This window comes from Sporosarcina koreensis, from assembly GCF_042655825.1.
In the GTDB taxonomy this organism is placed as follows: Bacteria; Bacillota; Bacilli; order Bacillales_A; family Planococcaceae; genus Sporosarcina; species Sporosarcina koreensis.
Genome location: NZ_JBHSNP010000002.1, coordinates 354,520 through 370,879, shown reverse-complemented (window position 1 = coordinate 370,879; position 16,360 = coordinate 354,520). Strand labels below are relative to the sequence as shown.

Below are 16,360 nucleotides of genomic sequence, written 5' to 3'. Positions count from 1 at the left end.
GGCCACCTCTTTATTAATGATATTAGTTTGTCGTTGCACCTTTCCAATGAGAAATGTCTTCTTCCAATGGAATTTGTGCAGCTCTTGCCCGGACTGCGGCGAGGAAGAACAGCACGACGAGGAATAGCGAAATGACCGTTGCCCCAATATATGCCACATTCATCGGCAAGCCAAATCCGATCGTCGCGTTCAAAATATACGTCATCGTCGCCATCAGCATGAACGTCCCCGGGATAAGCGCCACCCAGTAGTTCTTCCGTGCAATGAACAGATACATCGCACCTACGAATAACGCAATGACCGCTGTTGATTGGTTCGCCCATGAGAAGTAGCGCCATAGAATATTAAAGTCGACTTGAGTCAACGCAATGGAAATGACGAACATCGGTACAGCAATCCAAAGACGGCTCACCATCTTCACTTGCGGTAACTTGAAATAGTCTGCAATGATCATACGTGCGCTACGGAAAGCCGTATCCCCGGAAGTGATCGGAAGGATGATGACACCCAAGATTGCGAGTGTTCCACCAACAGCACCCAACATCATCGTGGATGCTTCGCTGACAATCAATGCAGGACCGCCTGCAGCCAACATCTCGTTCAACCCGCCATACCCGTTGAACAGCGCCATTCCTGCAGCTGCCCAGATCATTGCGATGATTGCCTCCGCAATCATCATGCCATAGAAAATCTTACGGCCTTGTCCTTCTTTTTGCGTTGTACGTGAAATGATTGGTGACTGTGTCGCATGGAAGCCTGACAATGCACCACATGAAATCGTTAAGAATAAAAGCGGGAAGATTGCTAATTTGTCAGGGTGCATATTGGCAAACGTCAACTCTGGAATAGGGACTCCTTTGATGACCATCATTCCGCCAACCCCGACAGCACTGATGATTAATAGCGCACCGAAAATCGGATAGAAGCGACCGATGATTTTATCGATCGGCAAAAGTGTAGCAAGAATATAGTAAGCAAAAATAAGTGTAACAATAATGCCCATCGCCATCCAACCGTTCATCAAGTTGTACAGCAAGCCTGCTGGCGCGGAAACGAAAACCGTTCCAACGAGCACCAATAATAGAATTGCAAAAGCATTAACGATATGTTTCATGAATTTCCCTAAAAACTTGCCTGCAAGCTCAGGTAAATGAGCTCCACGGTTACGGATGGAGATCATTCCTGTTAAATAGTCATGGACAGCACCTGCGAAAATCGCGCCAACCACAATCCAAATGAAAGCAATCGGACCATAAAGCGCTCCCATGATCGGACCGAATATCGGACCTACCCCCGCAATGTTCAACAGCTGGATCAGCGAGTTTTTCTTCGTGCTCATCGGCACATAGTCTACGCCGTCCCCACTCGTATACGCGGGTGTCGCACGATCTTCCTTCACCCCAAACATCTTCTCGATGAATTTGCCATACGTGAAATAACCGACGATTAATAAGACGACACCGAATAAAAACGTGACCATTTCTTCTTCCCCTCTCCCCAATGGCATTATTTCTTTCAGAACCTGAAAGCTTGAAACTAGTATACTTCATTTCACCCTATAATAAAACGTATTTTCTGGTTTTTCAAAATGTTGCAGATGAGTAAATGACCCGCAAATAAATATAAAAAGCATGCGTAAGTTCAGTCGCATGCTTCTTTCCAATTCCCTTTTCATATGAATTTTGCGATGATCTCCTTCACCGTTCCACCCATCGTCTCCCGCACGTTCTCCCCCGCCCAAAGCGACATGAATTCCGGCTTTCCGAGCCTCGCCGCTTCGCTCCGTATTTTCTTCGTCAAGTCGTTTTGGTATGGATAAGGAGCAATCGGAACGCTTGCCGTCATGTCAATGAACTCGTTATGGATGCCTCGTGCCGATTTTCCAGAGAAAGCTTTTGTGAGTACGGTGTTATTTTCGACAGACGCCAAGACGGCTTCTTTATAGAGCGGATGCGCCCCGCTTTCTTCCGTCGCCAGCAATGCGGTGCCGATTTGGACGGCTGCCGCTCCGCGGAGGAGTTGATGGTCCAGATGCTCCTTGTTAGCGATCCCACCAGCCGCAATGACCGGAATGCCGACCGCCCCCACGATTGAAGGCAGCAATTCTTCAAGCGGCACTAGCTGTTCGCCGATGAACGAGCCGCGATGTCCTCCGGCTTCCTTGCCTTGTGCGACAACCGCATCCATTCCGACTTGTTCGGCCAGGACAGCTTCTTCAACTGTCGTTGCGGTGCCGATCAAGTAGACATTATGCCTCTTTAATTTCTGTACAACCGTTTCTTCGGGCAGGCCGAACGTGAATGAACAGATGCCAACGCCTTCTTCAATAATGACATCGACCTGCTCGTCGAATGATGGTTCGGACAGCGGCGCCTTCCAAAATGGCATCCCGAGCTTCTTGCCAATCGGCTGCAATGCCAAATATGCTTGGCGCAGCTGCTCTTGATCCATTTCAACGTGTTCAGGGACGAATAGATTGACGGCAAACGGTTTATCCGTGAGCTTCTTCACTTCGCGGATGAAATCCCGAGTCGCTTCCGCGGATAAATAGCCAGCCCCGATGGATCCTAACGCGCCAGCTTCCGCCGCAGCCGCCACGAATTCCGGCGTCGTCACACCCGCCATCGGAGCTTGGATGATTGGGTGCTGGATTCCTAAAGTTTCAGTAAAAGTCATAGTATCGCTCCCCATCCTTTTCACTTCCCTACCGGCACGTACCCTGTCTTCTCGATAATTTCCTGCCCCTCGTCCGACAGAATCCATTCAATGAATGCTTCGACATGCGGATTGTCGCTTCCTGCCGTCACGGCATAGAATTCGTTCGTAAGCGGATATTCCCCGGACTTGATTGTATCTATCGTCGGTTCAACACCGTTCACGCCAAGAAGACGGATCCTATTATTTTTCACCATCGTCGTTGAGTAGTACCTGAATGTGTAGCCGATTGCGTTTTTATGGTTTTTATAGTCGGAAACTTCTCCGATGACCGTGCCCATGAGGGACATGACATCCTCTGTCGGCGGCTTCATGATCGGCGTGAGGCCCATGAAATTCTGCAGTGCCGTTTGGCTGCCGCTATTTTCAGGACGTTGGAATGCACGGATTTCATCGTTTTTCCCGCCGACCTCTTTCCAATTTGTTATTTTTCCAGAATAAATCCCTTTGATTTCATCCTCCGTCAAGCTATCCACCGGGTTCTTGGAATTGACGAAGAAAACGAACGCTTCTTTCCCGATCGGCGTCAGTTTCAACTCCTTGCCCGCGTTTTCCGCTTGGTTCAGTTGCGTTGTTGACGGACCCAAACCGAAAATGATATCCGCCTTTCCCTCTCTCAAGTTCGTATAGGCAGCTCCGGTCCGATTCGACATCACTTCGCTGTCATAAGGCTGGTATTCTTTTTCAGGATAAACAGCTTGCGCAAATGCCGCGTAAACCGGATAAAGCGCTGTGGCTCCATCGATGATCGGCAAATCGTCCTCGATGTGCAAAGATGCAGGCTCATCTAAAGATACGGCTTTTGTTCTCTTTTCAAACGGCTGATATGCGGCTAATTCAACTTGGCCATCGGTGATGATAGGCCGTGTTTTATCATAGACAGCCGGTATGGTGAACAGAAGCGACACAGCGATGAGAGCCGCTGCGCCGAGCCAGAAATGCTTTTTGTAGTTGAACAGCTCAAAGCGGGCCATGACAAGCATTGCACCGAATGATAGGTAGGCCGCGATAACGAGCGGTACAAAAAAACCTTTATTTGATATATATAATAAAAACGCAGCCATGCCTGCAAACGGAAATACTAATGCCCATATGAATAAAACAGATAATATACCCCAAAACGTTTTCAATCTATTCCCCCCTCGTAATCTCTCCTTCATTTAGTATACATTATTTTGAATTAAAAAAAGATGCCAAACAGAAAGAATCCGTTCAGCACCTATAATTATATGGTTCCTTGTTCGACAGCACGCTTCTTTGAACGCGCGGGCAGACTCTTTGGGCGTGGAACTGTCTTCATTGGGGACGATCCAAAAAACTTATTCCAAAATATCGCTTACTCTACCGACTTGTCCGTCCTCCAGCCGCACTTTGATGCCATGCGGATGAAAGCTTGAGTTTGTCAATAAATCCTTGACGACCCCTTCCGTTTTCACGCCTGTTCGCTGATCCTTCTTCAAAATGACCGCGACTTTCATTCCCGGCTTCACATCACTTCGATTACGTCCGTCCATTAGTTCGCTTCCTCTCTCTTTTGAAATATGCTTTGTACGACATGGGCCGTTCCTGTATGAAGCTGCCCCTCTTCACGGTTCACTTCGCCGACGTGGAAATGTTTAATGAAATATCCATCGAACTTTTCTAGGATGTCCGCTGGATCCATAAGCATTGCCGCATCGCGTGGGCCGCCTGTTCCATATCGGAGCTGCTCTTTCGTATATAATTCGCTGATATAATAACCGCCGACTTTTAGTGACTTTTGAATGCCGGCCAACGTTCTTTCCATGACATCCGCTGGGAAATGGCCGAAGATGTGAACGATTGCATCCCACTGTTCTTCTTGCCATTCCACTTCAGCTAAGTCTCGAAGTTCTGTCTTTACGAAAACATCGCGTTCTTCCGCTAGTTGCTGCGTCTTATCCAGACCTGCCTGCGCATAGTCCCAAGCGGTTACATCAAATCCGAGTGAAGCCAAGTAGACAGCATTGCGCCCCTCCCCTTCCGCAATGCAAAGCACTTTCCCTTTCGTCAGCACGCGCGCAGCCTCCACGACAAACTGATTCGGCTCTTTTCCGTATATGTACTCCTCTGTAGAAAAACGCTCATGCCAAAAATTCGTCATCAGCCATCCGTCCCTTTCACGATGATTTCCCTAAGTTTATCATATCGTGTCCCTGACAGAGCCATTCGCAAACCAGGCGGATCCGTTATCACCGGCTCTTGTGGTGTTACCACCGACTCTCGGGAGTTTACAACCGACTCGCCCCGTTTTACTTCATTTACACTACAAAATCATATAAAATTTTCTGAAAATGAAATTTTCCTGTGAGTAAACCCGTTATACTTAATGAAACACTAATCGACATGCGCATGTCTGATTCAGTTAGGAGGTCACCATGGAGGACGAACAGCGATTGATCCAGCAAGTGCTGGCAGGCGATAAACAAGCCTATGCACACATCATTAACAAATATAAAAACCAACTATATGCGACCATCTTGCGGATGACGAAAAATCCACAAGATGCGCAGGACCTTGTCCAAGATGCATTCATCAAAGTGTACCGCAACCTCGGTAAATATGACGCGAGTGGTTCATTTTCCAGCTGGCTCTACCGGGTGGCCATCAATCATTGCATGGATGAATTCCGGAAAAAACGGTATTCCACAATCCAAGTAGAAATAGACGAAGCGAAAGTGGTCAATCGTGAGCATCCAGAAGTGGTCTTCTTAAAGAAAGAGAAAAGCCGGCAATTGGAACGGCTGATTGCCACTTTGCCTGAAGACGAACGGCTGATCATTCTTCTCCGATATGTGAATGAAATCAGTTACGAGGAAATTGGTGAAGTGATGGACGTGCCTTTATCAACAGTCCGCAACAAACTGCATCGGGCAAAGAAAAAGATGAGGGAAACAGTGAAACGTGAAGGAGGATATTTTCATGAACTGTCCAACGGCGGATAAGATTTCACAATTTGTCGACCAGTTGCTACCTAAACAGGAGATGACTGAAATCGAAGCGCATGTACAGTCATGCACTCCCTGTGGAAAAGTTGTGAATGCATTTCAAGAGGAACAGCGTTTTATTGAAGAAACATTGCAGACACCGACCTTGCCTGAGAATTTCACTGATCTTGTATTGGATCAATTGGAGCCATATGGGAAATTGAATAAACAACGCAAATCCGTTTGGAAACGAGTAGCACTTGCTGCTGCGGGTGTTGTTTTAGCGGTAAGCATCGGTGCAACCGTTAATCCTGCCTTTGCTCAATTTATCGGTGGATTGTTCTCTTCCGACCATGTCGATAAAGGGCTGAATATAGCTTCGGAGGCTGGGCTTACGCAACGGGTTGATTTGCAAGTTGAAGATCAGGGACTGACGTTTGTAGTAGAAGAAGTCATTGCCGATACTTCAAGGGTTACACTCTCCTACAAAGTGCTAAATGAATATGGAATTTCTCAAGATACTTTTTTGAAGTGGAACAATAAAATTACAGCCTTCGATCAAAACGGCAACGAAATGAGACCATTAGGATCAGGCTGGTATAGAGAGAGTGGCTATGGATTCGTAGAGTTCAATCTTCATGATCAAGGCAATACTATAGAAAAACTTATGATTCAATTCGATCTTGTCGAACTAAATGGAGTAAAGGGCACTTGGCAGTTACAGGTCCCAGTCGATCTGTCTGAAAATCGAAAGCTTACAAAACTGGTGGATATAAAGGATGCATCCGCCGTCCATCACGCTGTGCAAATCGAGTTAAAGAAGCTGCAAATCGCCCCCTCTTCTTTTGGATTATTTTTCGAGACCTCATTCACAGAAGAGGAAAAAAAGAAATATGAAAGAGCAATGCGAGAGTTTGAGGATAAGTACGGCAAAGAGAAAATGGGTTTTCTTGTCGGCGGGAATACTTCAGGAATTTCCTATCATATTAAAAATGCAGAGAACGAAGTGATTTATTCATCGAGCCACTTTTCAAGAACAACTGGCATGCTGCAAGGGATGGGCGAAAATATGGATAAATTCGGCCACACCAATTGGACCCATTCATACATCCCTAAGAATGAAGATCAATTGACCTTTGTATTGGATGGAGTCTATAAAAAGGAACTTACAGACATTGCCTTGACAATCAAACCGAAAGATCTTACTAAACATCCTGTATCGTTAGACTATAAAGGAAATCATTTAAAGGTCAAAAGGGTGATAAAGCCAATGTCCGGACAAGAAAAATCTGTCACTATCTATTTGGATGGTCGGATAAACTCACTTAACTCAGACATGGGCAACTGGATAGCCGTAGACGACAAAGGAAATAGCTACACTGCCAATCTCACTGGCTCCTTCATTTCGGTTTCGACGGGCACAAACGGCCGCCATGATGCAAGATTATCTCTGGAATTAGAAGGTTTGAAAGAAGTACCCGATGAATTGACGCTATACCTCGTTTCGATGACATTCTATAACCCTGTTGAAAAGCCATGGCAAGTTCCGTTGCTTGGTGAAAACTAGACAATATTTGTAGAGGCTGCTTTCACACGTCTTCAAAAAGTGTGAATGTAGCCTTTTGTTGTAGTTTGAACGATTAGTATATTATTTATTTAAGAGTATTGATTTAAACGTTACCGATGTTCAAAGTTTGCGTCTAAGTAAGTAATAAGTGAGGTGAACGATTTGTCCAGTGAAGCGTGGTTCGATGAATATTATGATGCCGTCTATAGTTATATCCTCATGCTCGTGAGAGATCCCCATACAGCTGAGGACTTGTCCCAGGACACATTTATGAAAGTTATCCGGAATGAACATCAATTCAAGGGGGACTCTCTCGTCAAAACATGGATTTTCCGTATCGCCTACACGACGACGATGAGTTATTTCAGAAAGAAGAATCCGATTACGTATTATTTTGATTTGTATACTCATAGCACCAAGCACGAACGTTCATCGGAGGAAATTGCCCTTCTTAATTCACAGCAAAAGCAATTTTACGAAGCCCTCAGCCAGCTAAAGCCAAGTTACCAGCAAGTGATTATTTTACGGAAGATCCAAGGGTTTTCAACAAAAGAAACGTCAACCATCCTCAAATGGTCGGAAGGAAAAGTAAAGATGAGTCTGTCGAGGGCGCTCGCCGCTTTCAAAGAGGGATTAGAGAAAGGTGGTTTTACGAATGAAACACTTATCCGATGATGACATAGCGCAAGAGTTGGAGAAGCTAGTGAATGCCTTTCAACCGACTTCTATGCAAAAGGAGAAAGTTCGCCGTCTAGTCTTCCATCCACCCAACCCTAAAAAGAGGTTTCGCATAAATTCATTACTTCCATCCATCGTTTCACTTATTGTTCTACTTTGGGTCGGCATCGGATTATATGTAAACATTGGTGGGTCTGATACAACGAATGTAACGGCTTCATGGGATGGCATGCTTTTAGAACAATCAAGTCTAACGAGCCCTACAAGATATGTTTTGGAATTCAAGGGAGCTTCATTGACGATTAAAGATGATTTCCTTGGTTCAAGTTTTATATCAAATAAAGTGGATAGGGAAGCATACTTACGTGGCTATAAAATTAAGGAGCCTTTGTTAATCCCTGGAACGTACGAAAATTACACAATGACACAGAATGGCAGCACCTACACTCTTAAGGTCGAAGGTGAGACAGGATTCACTTACAACTTGGTAAAGAAAGGACCTCGAATTCTTGTAGGTGAAGACGGTGTCGAATATTCCACAAGGATTTATTTGGACACACTTGAGGACATCACCGATGACATAACACCAGAACGATTGGAAATTGCCCCTCAAAATGAACATACATTTCTGATTGAATGGGGTTCGGATGCGATGGATCGAGGGGATCATGATTTTTATACCCAGGAACATGGAAAGCTTGTCGTTTCAACGGATTTCGACGAACTACAGCGGGGGCAAGCCGTTTATTATCATATGCCGTCTTCCGTCATCGCCAAAAATCCGGCAGTTCCTGAAATGTATATCGGAAGAGTAGTTGGGTTACCCGGTGAAACGGTCGAAATTAAAGGCGGCCAAGTGTATATTGATGGAAAGAAACTTGACACGTTTTATGGTAAAGCAACAATGCACGGCTTGGGCGAGGAAGAGTATTTCAATATGGTCTCAAGCAAAGTGATTGTCAATGAACAAGCTACAAGAGAGTACTTCAATATGAACATGGCAGCGGTAACTGTAGAAGAAAATACGGTGTTCATCCTTGTCGATCAATGGTGGCGTGGATCCGATAGCCGAGAGTACGGACCTTTGCCGATTGGAGAGATTGAAGGGATTATTACTGGGACTGCGGAGTAGTGTTTTATTTGTAAAGGAATAGACATTGGGGGGATGTTCATGAAACTCTATTCAGTCAAGCTCCTGTTGGAATCAACCGTAATACCAAATGACAATTCATCAAAGACGTTCGAGGAAACGATTGTGTTACTCCGAGCATCCGGTCAAGACGATATCGAAACGCAAATCCGTGACCATTTCGTGAATCTCACATATGAAAATGCAGTTGGCGGACAGACGACCTGGAGTTTTGTCACCATTCTCGACGTGTTTGAACTAGTTGACCACTTTGATGAAGATGTTGATTTCAAGGAAGTGTACAGCCGCTTTTTACCGTTTGATAAACCGATGACAGCGAGCGAAGTTATTGAGCTGTATTCATTGGATAAATAGGAAATACGAAGCAGGAAGGCTGCAACGCTCCCCTTTCTGCTTCGTTTACTGTTTACTGTTTCTCCCTTATCTCATTCAAGACGGATTGAGGTACTTCATGCTTAATGACTTTTTTTACGAATTCCGTAAAAGGGGGAAGAACTGAATCGCCAATGACCCCCGTCATGACGACTTCTGCATTTTCCCATTCGGATAAATGGCCGGATGTACTCATTTGTTCGATGAACTTTCGGGTATGTTTAATGATCCTGTCAAAATCACGCCCCTCTTTTTCAATAAGATAGATTATACTCTTTCTCTCATCCTCTACAGCATCAAAGTAGGAAGCGAGATATCCTACCACCTTATACGATCTTCCATCCCACCATAATGTAAAGTTTTCATAGCTGTTGACACCTTGAATGAAGAAAAACTCGATAGATCCATTGAAGTACAATCGTGAAAAAGTAATATGTTCAAACTCAGTCATGTCCTATGCCTCCCTCAGATCGTCTCAGCGCTTTTATGCTACAATGTGCGTTCAGTGAACTTTTTGCGCTCTAACCAATTTCCCCTCGTCAATTTCATATTGATCGAATCAATCCATTCCCCTTCAAACTCCAAATCTTTTTCATCAACACTCACCTGGACAAATCCGATCTTTTCATACACATGCTTTGCCCTAGGATTAAAGTCAAAAACACTTAAGGTAAGTTTGTTAAGTGTCGTAGTTTGAAATATATAATCAATGAGAAGTTGAGTTGCTTCCGTTCCTAATCCCCGATTTCTCCCCCTCGGGCCAATTAGAATCCTGAAATTCATGCTATGATTCTTTTCATCGTATAAATTGACCACTGCCTCTCCCACAAAGATACCTTGAGTTGTGTCAACAATCGCCAGATCCAAGCGATCGGTTTGTTCATTCCTTGTTTCGTACCATTTGCGAGTAATATCCCAGTCAAAGTCTGTTGTGCTTCCTGTCAGTTTCAGTACTTCAGGGTCCTTTAGACATTCCTTTATGTAAGGAAAGTCCTCAGACTGAATTGGTCTGAGAATGACTTTTTCTCCTTCTATCAACGGTTTATGTCTTAGATCTATCATTTCGTTCCCCCTCCTAACTGTCCTCACATATGATCATTTTCAACTCATTTAAGTCGTCAATTATGACATCCGCCTGAGCAAGTTCGTCTTACCTTGCAAAATCGAAGTTACAACCTATAGGAAGTAAACCGTTATCTTTCGCTGCGTTTATATCAGATAGTCGATCACCTACTACCGCTCCGTTGGTAATGCCATACTTTTGAACAATACTCCGGACAAGATCCGATTTATTCAGCGATTCAACATGTTCGATGCTGAATGTTTCTGTAACCCAACGATCCAAACGATAATAGCTCACTATGGCTTCGAGATAGTCAATTAACCCGTTACTTGCTATGTAGATTGAGCAATTATTCTCTGTTAAATAAGTGAAAACTTCCGTTACATTAGGATATAAAGCGCCGTTCCCGTTTCTTATATTTTCAAGCAACCTTTCAAGAAAATACGCATCAGTGAGTTCCCTCTCTTCCTTAGAATGTTTGGGCATCAATGTTTCCCATACTTTCGGTAAAGGAACTCCCATAATTTCACGGTACTTCTCTATAGGCGTGGCACTGTTCCATTTATCTATTGACCGTAAGTGTTCAAACGTATCATCGAGAGCTACTTCTAGGATTCTATCAGTTTGAAAAAGTGTGCCGTCCATATCGAATATCAAAGACTGTATCATATCCACCCTCCTATACGATTTTAGTTAGAGATCACTACATCCTCTCATCTACAGTAGATATTAACGCTTCATTTTTCATTTCCAGTATGTATTCTTTCAATACGTAATCGCGGCCGCCGTTCTTTGCGTACCAGTCTCTCACGCGCTCTACGTGAGCTTGATCACTTCGTATCTTGGATTCAATTTCTACATAATCTTCATAACTGTCATATTCCCATATAGCAAAGATCTCGGCAGTATCGTCCTCATTTTCCTTCATCCAACGGCCGATTAACCGGGAACCGTGTTTCAGTTGGTTAGGCAAGTTGGTGTTATTGAAATGTTCATTAAAGATTTCCACAAACTCTTTTTTTACAGTATAAAACTTTCTCCGATAAAACATAGTATCCCCCCAAAAAATACTTGTTATTATGTTACCGGGACGATTCTGGTACATCCTGTACACAGCTTTCGCCTGACTGCTGATGTCTATGATCTCAAATGATACTTTTTGAAAATCCTGTGCTTTTACCTACATAGCCGTTACTTGTATAAAAAACATGTGCCGCTTGGCGCTCTTCCCGATTACCACTATTTAAAGTTATAGCTATTGCACCTTTTTGAACTGCCCATTCTTCACAAGCTTTTAAAAGCATTGTTCCAATTCCTTGCTTACGTTGTTTGGAACTTACAACAAACGCTGTAATACGTACATATATACCAGTAAATTCAAAAGCAAGTGCCTTACACACCCCTGCAAAACCTATAACCTGATTGTTCTTAACAGCCACTAATCCTTCATAATCTATATGTTTCCGTATTAACTCCAATCGTTGCGTTAATTCATCAAGTGTCGTCGGATAACCTAATTCACTCATCAACTCGACTAAATCGTTGAAATCTGTTGGTTGAATTGTTCTAATTTCAATTGTCATTTAGTTCACCTCCCCAAATTCCCCAAAACAAACAGTGGGAATGCTCGTTTCCCACTGTTGTAATTTTGATATGGATTTTGTATTGACGGAGTCTACTTTTTAAGGATGAAAGTTAATTCTTTGCAGCTTCTCCTTCAGCTCCGGATGAATTTGATTTTCCTCTTCAATGATCAACTCACCAGAGCCAATACTTTTGAACACATCATGAATGAATTGCAACTGTCCCAATTGCTCGTCTGCCGGTGGCTTATTCACCATTTGGTGGAGCAAGTCAACCGCGTCATTTAAAGAGACATATATCTCTCGATTCAGCTCCGCGACCATTTCCAAAAATCGTTGTGCATTATAAACATCATCCAAGATTGGATACATGATCGCCATTCTCTCCTGAGAGTCCTGAAGAGTCTCCTCACCCGCTTCTAGAACTGCTGCCGTTTTTGTTGTAAACGCCGTATCCAATAAGTTGAATGCATCCTTGAAAAAGGCATAGGAGGCAGGCCGATTATCGATATCATGTGTGTTCTCTTTCTTGTAAAAAGTTTCTTTCTGATAGCCATCTTCAGTTTGATCGTATGTGAATTTCTGTACTGTTCTGTCAGAATGCGACCTTTTGATCATCACGATTCCCGGTTTCCGATCAAACATGCCTGTACTGAAATCGATTGAACCAAGCTGAACAAAATCATCAAATAGCGGGTACGTTTTCTCTCCGTCTTTAACTACTAATAACCAGTTCTGTCCATCGTCCCAGGCAAAAAGGCCGCTATCTGTTTTTCCAGCATTCACATGCAATTCGATTGCTTCTTCTTCGCCATCCCCGTCAATGTCCAAAGTGGTTTTCTTATAAAGGGTTTGCGGATACTTTTCAATCGTTTTTGCAGGAATCATAGCATAATCATCGTTGTGATACATTGGTGTTTCATCCGATGTATCCGTTTCAACCAATTCGAGCGCCGTCTTTTGTTCTTCTATCATCTTTACTAGGGATTCATTTTCCAAAGAAATCTGCTGAATCTGCTTATTCAGTTCCTCAATTTCTTGTGTCTGATCTCCGTTAGACTGATCTGAACAACCAATGAGTATGACTGCTAAACATACAATTCCCGGTAAAAGTCTCCGCATCCCTTCTCCTCCTTCAAAATAAATCAGCCTTGGAATTGATACATGACGTCTCCTGCCACGACCGTCATAACAACAGTGGCGTCAAGAATCTCCTCCTCTTCAGCCTTAAACAAATCCTTATCCAACACCGTGAAATCCGCAACAAAACCGACGCCGAGCTTTCCGCGCGAATCTGCCTTGCCAATTGTCGCCGCGCTTCCTGATGTGAATAAACTGACCGCCTCAAACATGCTTAGGTTTTCTTTCGGCAAATACCCTTCGTGCGTCTCCCCCGGTTTTCTCCTCGTTGCAGCCGCGTAGATGCCGAGCAACGGATCGACTTCTTCGATCGGTGCATCCGAGCCCGCGCCGCAGATGAACCCTTCGTCGATTAATCGCTTCCATGCATATGCCCAGTCGAGGCGATTCTCCCCTAGACGTTCCATTACCCATGGAAAATCGGACGATACGAAAACGGGTTGTATGTCCAAGACGACCGGAAGTTTCTTCATTCGCTCGACCAAGTCATCCCGCAGCACATTCACATGGATGAGACGGTCGCGCTTCCCTTCCGGCACCGGATGCCTTTCGATTGCGTCCAACCCTTTTTCAACAGCTCCGTCGCCGATCATATGCATGGCTACCGCTTGCCCGTATTTCCGAGCAGTCGCCACATTCCGATCAATCTCTTCATCTGTCAAAACTGCATTACCCGAAGTGGACGGATTATCAGCATACGGTTCGCTTAACAAAGCAGTACTTCCTCCAAGCGCACCGTCGATGAAGAATTTCATTTCCCCTGGCTCAATCCATGGTTCGTCATACGTCGCTTCATCCTCCATCAGTTGGGTAAACACCGTCGACCTCCGCAATAAATGCGCACGAAACTTCTTCTTTTCGCCGATGACATTCCGGAATGCTTGCAAGGGGTTGCGGTAATCCCCGTAATAGCCCAAGTCATCCGTCACCGCGCCGGTCAATCCTAGTGACAACAGATCATCGACCGATTTCTCAAGAGCCTTCGTCAGCATCTCCTCCGTCGGCTCCGGTATAAGTTGCAGCACGCGATCCATTGGGCCTTCCTTCAATACGCCTGTCGGTTCTCCGTTTTCATCCCGCTCAATGACCCCATCATCCGGATCTGGTGTATCTTTCGTAATGCCGGCTAGCTCCAACGCTTTCGAATTAACGATTGCCGCATGCCTGCACGTCCGTTTCAAGTACATTGGAGAATTCGTCACTTTATCCAATTCATAACGTGTGAAAATCTTTTTATCCGCAAAATTGTTTTCATTCCACCCTTCGCCGATGAACCACTCATCCTCTTTCAAATCAGGGTAGGCGTTCATAAGCATATCCATCATTTCATCCGAGGATTTCGCTTTCGACAAGTCAAGGCTGAGCAACTTCTGCCCGTGCCCGATCATATGCATATGGTTGTCAATGAACCCGGGATAAAGCACTGACCCTTTCAGGTCGATTTCATTTTCGGCTTCACTCTTCAACTCCTCATATGTGCCCACCGCGATGATCTTTCCGTTTTCAGTCAGTAACGCCTCCACGGTTTCCCCTTCCTTTTCCATCGTATACAGCTTGCCGTTATGCCAAATCGTTTTCATCCTGACTCCCCCTTTTCTTTCCTTAATTCTAAACTTTCGTGCAACGTTGAGCAATCTAATTCGAGGGAATGCTATAATGGAACCATCATTACAGGGAGGGATTTTTTTATGAGATTGACTGTATATCTTGCAGGGGAAATCCATACGTCTTGGCGTGAAGAGGTGAAACAGAAAGTTGCGGCTTTGAATTTGCCAATTGACTTCGTTGGACCAATGGAAGATCACGACCGCTCTGATAATATCGGAGAGGAGATTTTAGGCAAGCAGCCGAATGCGATTTTCAAGGACGCAGCCGCCTCCAGCTTCAATAATTTGCGGACGGAGCTATTAATGAAGAAAGCCGATCTAGTCATCGCCCTTTTCGGCGAGCAGTACAAGCAATGGAACACGGCGATGGACGCGAGCGCCGCGGTTGCGTACGGCAAGCCGCTCATCCTTATCCGTTCCGAGCAGCATCACCATCCATTGAAGGAGCTTTCCCGCAAAGCGCATGCAACGGTTGAAACCGTCGACCAAGCCGTGAAGGCATTGCATTATATTTTTGAATGAACGAAAAGGCTATCCGAGTGGGGATGGCCTTTTTATTCATTTACAAAACCTTTACACTTCGTTCATACTCCCTCAATAATCCTCCCGTACACTAAACGTAAGCCTCAAAACAACTAGGAGGATTTTAAATGACATTACTACTTGATCGTATAAAAGAAAAACCATTATCAGTCGTACGAAACGAAAGCTGGCATAAGCCGATTTATGAAACGAACGGCTTGAACCTTTGGTACGGCACGTCGCATGCTTTAAAAAACATTGATCTCTCAATAAATGAACGCGAAGTGACCGCCATCATCGGTCCATCGGGTTGCGGAAAATCGACGTTCCTGAAAACATTGAACCGAATGGTGGAAACAGCGGCTGACGTCTCCATCTCAGGCAATGTCACGTTCAAAGGGAATAATGTTTTGGGCAAGGCAATGCCTGTCGAAATTCTTCGCTCCAAAGTCGGCATGGTGTTCCAAAAGCCGAACCCCTTCCCGAAGTCGATTTACGAAAACGTCGCATTCGGACCGAAAGTGCATGGCATTCGCAACAAGGCGACACTCGACATGATCGTGGAAGAAAGCTTGAAAAAAGCAGCATTATGGGATGAAGTGAAAGACCGTCTCCATAAAAGTGCGTACAGCCTTTCCGGCGGACAACAACAGCGGCTATGTATCGCAAGATGTCTTGCCATTGATCCGGAAGTGATTTTGATGGATGAACCGACATCCGCACTTGACCCGGTTTCGACGCATAAAATTGAAGAACTGATCAGCTCCATTAAAAACGATGTCACAATCGCTATCGTTACCCACAATATGCAACAAGCTGCACGGATTTCCGATCGCACCGCCTTCTTCCTGAACGGCGAAGTCATCGAAGAAGATCGGACGACAACCATCTTCAACAATCCTTCAGATACATTGACAGACGACTATATTAATGGCCGTTTTGGCTAAAACAAAAGCGAAGGACGCCTGCCTAGCCCCGACAAGCGCTGGAGGTCTTGAAACAAAAGGTGATTTTTGCC

Annotated in this window: 18 protein-coding genes and 1 pseudogene; 7 read left to right on the top strand and 12 right to left on the bottom strand. The window is 44.7% G+C overall.

Going from position 1 to position 16,360, the window contains the following annotated elements; genetic code table 11:
* Positions 1–22 precede the first annotated feature (22 nt).
* From ACFPTP_RS01925 to ACFPTP_RS01905, 5 genes are all read right to left on the bottom strand, one after another.
* A complete protein-coding gene (locus tag ACFPTP_RS01925) occupies positions 23–1,480 on the bottom strand; it encodes a carbon starvation CstA family protein (RefSeq protein ID WP_381441705.1) in 1,458 nt (485 codons plus the stop codon).
* Positions 1,481–1,671: 191 nt separating this feature from the next.
* Positions 1,672–2,676, bottom strand: coding sequence for an NAD(P)H-dependent flavin oxidoreductase (locus tag ACFPTP_RS01920; RefSeq protein ID WP_381441704.1), 1,005 nt, complete (start codon positions 2,674–2,676; stop codon positions 1,672–1,674).
* A gap of 20 nt (positions 2,677–2,696) precedes the next feature.
* A complete protein-coding gene (locus ACFPTP_RS01915; RefSeq protein WP_381441703.1) occupies positions 2,697–3,845 on the bottom strand; it encodes a PstS family phosphate ABC transporter substrate-binding protein in 1,149 nt (382 codons plus the stop codon).
* Positions 3,846–4,034: 189 nt separating this feature from the next.
* Entirely contained in the window at positions 4,035–4,229 is a 195-nt protein-coding gene (locus tag ACFPTP_RS01910) for a YwbE family protein (protein WP_251699632.1), read from the bottom strand.
* Positions 4,229–4,837, bottom strand: a complete 609-nt coding sequence (locus ACFPTP_RS01905) for a methyltransferase domain-containing protein (RefSeq protein ID WP_381441702.1) — start codon at positions 4,835–4,837, stop codon at positions 4,229–4,231. Before ACFPTP_RS01905 ends, ACFPTP_RS01910 begins: the two co-directional genes overlap by 1 nt.
* Before the next feature lie 274 nt (positions 4,838–5,111).
* Here ACFPTP_RS01905 and ACFPTP_RS01900 point away from each other — a divergent pair, with 274 nt between their 5' ends.
* The 5 genes from ACFPTP_RS01900 to ACFPTP_RS01880 all read left to right on the top strand — a co-directional run bounded on the left by ACFPTP_RS01900 (position 5,112) and on the right by ACFPTP_RS01880 (position 9,409).
* Positions 5,112–5,678 carry an RNA polymerase sigma factor gene (locus ACFPTP_RS01900; protein ID WP_381441701.1) on the top strand — a complete coding sequence of 189 codons (567 nt, stop codon included), beginning with the start codon at positions 5,112–5,114 and terminating at the stop codon, positions 5,676–5,678.
* The gene (locus ACFPTP_RS01895) at positions 5,656–7,227 is read left to right on the top strand and encodes a DUF4179 domain-containing protein (RefSeq protein ID WP_381441700.1); all 1,572 of its coding nucleotides are present in this window, start codon (positions 5,656–5,658) and stop codon (positions 7,225–7,227) included. Before ACFPTP_RS01900 ends, ACFPTP_RS01895 begins: the two co-directional genes overlap by 23 nt.
* Positions 7,228–7,389: 162 nt before the next feature.
* Positions 7,390–7,902, top strand: a complete 513-nt coding sequence (locus tag ACFPTP_RS01890; RefSeq protein WP_381441699.1) for an RNA polymerase sigma factor — start codon at positions 7,390–7,392, stop codon at positions 7,900–7,902.
* Positions 7,883–9,037, top strand: coding sequence for a signal peptidase I (gene lepB / locus ACFPTP_RS01885; RefSeq protein WP_381441698.1), 1,155 nt, complete (start codon positions 7,883–7,885; stop codon positions 9,035–9,037). The genes ACFPTP_RS01890 and lepB overlap by 20 nt, the downstream gene beginning before the upstream one ends.
* A 39-nt stretch (positions 9,038–9,076) precedes the next feature.
* Positions 9,077–9,409: a DUF4288 domain-containing protein gene (locus tag ACFPTP_RS01880; RefSeq protein WP_381441697.1), complete on the top strand. Its 333-nt coding sequence runs from the start codon at positions 9,077–9,079 to the stop codon at positions 9,407–9,409.
* A 52-nt stretch (positions 9,410–9,461) separates the two neighbouring features.
* Here the strand turns inward: ACFPTP_RS01880 and ACFPTP_RS01875 are convergent, their stop codons facing one another.
* From ACFPTP_RS01875 to ACFPTP_RS01845, 7 genes and pseudogenes are all read right to left on the bottom strand, one after another.
* Positions 9,462–9,878, bottom strand: coding sequence for a hypothetical protein (locus ACFPTP_RS01875; RefSeq protein ID WP_381441695.1), 417 nt, complete (start codon positions 9,876–9,878; stop codon positions 9,462–9,464).
* 38 nt (positions 9,879–9,916) lie between these two features.
* On the bottom strand, positions 9,917–10,489 hold the full coding sequence (locus tag ACFPTP_RS01870; RefSeq protein ID WP_381441694.1) for a GNAT family N-acetyltransferase: 573 nt from the start codon (positions 10,487–10,489) through the stop codon (positions 9,917–9,919).
* A 13-nt stretch (positions 10,490–10,502) separates the two neighbouring features.
* Positions 10,503–11,159, bottom strand: a pseudogene (locus tag ACFPTP_RS01865) (HAD family hydrolase).
* 34 nt (positions 11,160–11,193) lie between these two features.
* Complete coding sequence (locus ACFPTP_RS01860; RefSeq protein ID WP_381441693.1) at positions 11,194–11,541, bottom strand: NIPSNAP family protein; 348 nt, start codon at positions 11,539–11,541, stop codon at positions 11,194–11,196.
* 94 nt (positions 11,542–11,635) lie between these two features.
* A complete protein-coding gene (locus tag ACFPTP_RS01855) occupies positions 11,636–12,073 on the bottom strand; it encodes a GNAT family N-acetyltransferase (protein ID WP_381441692.1) in 438 nt (145 codons plus the stop codon).
* Positions 12,074–12,172: 99 nt separating this feature from the next.
* Entirely contained in the window at positions 12,173–13,195 is a 1,023-nt protein-coding gene (locus ACFPTP_RS01850; protein ID WP_381441691.1) for a hypothetical protein, read from the bottom strand.
* Between the two features lie 23 nt (positions 13,196–13,218).
* Positions 13,219–14,793 (bottom strand): amidohydrolase, encoded by a 1,575-nt coding sequence (locus tag ACFPTP_RS01845; RefSeq protein ID WP_381441690.1) that lies wholly within the window; start codon positions 14,791–14,793, stop codon positions 13,219–13,221.
* Positions 14,794–14,901: 108 nt separating this feature from the next.
* Between ACFPTP_RS01845 and ACFPTP_RS01840 the strand changes: the two genes are divergently transcribed.
* On the top strand, positions 14,902–15,342 hold the full coding sequence (locus ACFPTP_RS01840; protein WP_381441689.1) for a YtoQ family protein: 441 nt from the start codon (positions 14,902–14,904) through the stop codon (positions 15,340–15,342).
* Between the two features lie 128 nt (positions 15,343–15,470).
* Complete coding sequence (gene pstB / locus ACFPTP_RS01835; protein WP_381441688.1) at positions 15,471–16,289, top strand: phosphate ABC transporter ATP-binding protein PstB; 819 nt, start codon at positions 15,471–15,473, stop codon at positions 16,287–16,289.
* Positions 16,290–16,360 lie beyond the last annotated feature (71 nt).

Coding starts and splice junctions, on each gene's coding strand:
- ACFPTP_RS01875 (WP_381441695.1), bottom strand. CDS start 9,878: ATGACTGAGTTTGAACATATTACTTTTTCACGATTGTACTTCAATGGA.
- ACFPTP_RS01855 (WP_381441692.1), bottom strand. CDS start 12,073: ATGACAATTGAAATTAGAACAATTCAACCAACAGATTTCAACGATTTA.
- ACFPTP_RS01925 (WP_381441705.1), bottom strand. CDS start 1,480: ATGGTCACGTTTTTATTCGGTGTCGTCTTATTAATCGTCGGTTATTTC.
- ACFPTP_RS01900 (WP_381441701.1), top strand. CDS start 5,112: ATGGAGGACGAACAGCGATTGATCCAGCAAGTGCTGGCAGGCGATAAA.
- ACFPTP_RS01905 (WP_381441702.1), bottom strand. CDS start 4,837: ATGACGAATTTTTGGCATGAGCGTTTTTCTACAGAGGAGTACATATAC.
- ACFPTP_RS01860 (WP_381441693.1), bottom strand. CDS start 11,541: ATGTTTTATCGGAGAAAGTTTTATACTGTAAAAAAAGAGTTTGTGGAA.
- ACFPTP_RS01910 (WP_251699632.1), bottom strand. CDS start 4,229: ATGGACGGACGTAATCGAAGTGATGTGAAGCCGGGAATGAAAGTCGCG.
- ACFPTP_RS01920 (WP_381441704.1), bottom strand. CDS start 2,676: ATGACTTTTACTGAAACTTTAGGAATCCAGCACCCAATCATCCAAGCT.
- ACFPTP_RS01880 (WP_381441697.1), top strand. CDS start 9,077: ATGAAACTCTATTCAGTCAAGCTCCTGTTGGAATCAACCGTAATACCA.
- pstB (WP_381441688.1), top strand. CDS start 15,471: ATGACATTACTACTTGATCGTATAAAAGAAAAACCATTATCAGTCGTA.
- ACFPTP_RS01895 (WP_381441700.1), top strand. CDS start 5,656: ATGAACTGTCCAACGGCGGATAAGATTTCACAATTTGTCGACCAGTTG.
- ACFPTP_RS01840 (WP_381441689.1), top strand. CDS start 14,902: ATGAGATTGACTGTATATCTTGCAGGGGAAATCCATACGTCTTGGCGT.
- ACFPTP_RS01870 (WP_381441694.1), bottom strand. CDS start 10,489: ATGATAGATCTAAGACATAAACCGTTGATAGAAGGAGAAAAAGTCATT.
- lepB (WP_381441698.1), top strand. CDS start 7,883: ATGAAACACTTATCCGATGATGACATAGCGCAAGAGTTGGAGAAGCTA.
- ACFPTP_RS01845 (WP_381441690.1), bottom strand. CDS start 14,793: ATGAAAACGATTTGGCATAACGGCAAGCTGTATACGATGGAAAAGGAA.
- ACFPTP_RS01850 (WP_381441691.1), bottom strand. CDS start 13,195: ATGCGGAGACTTTTACCGGGAATTGTATGTTTAGCAGTCATACTCATT.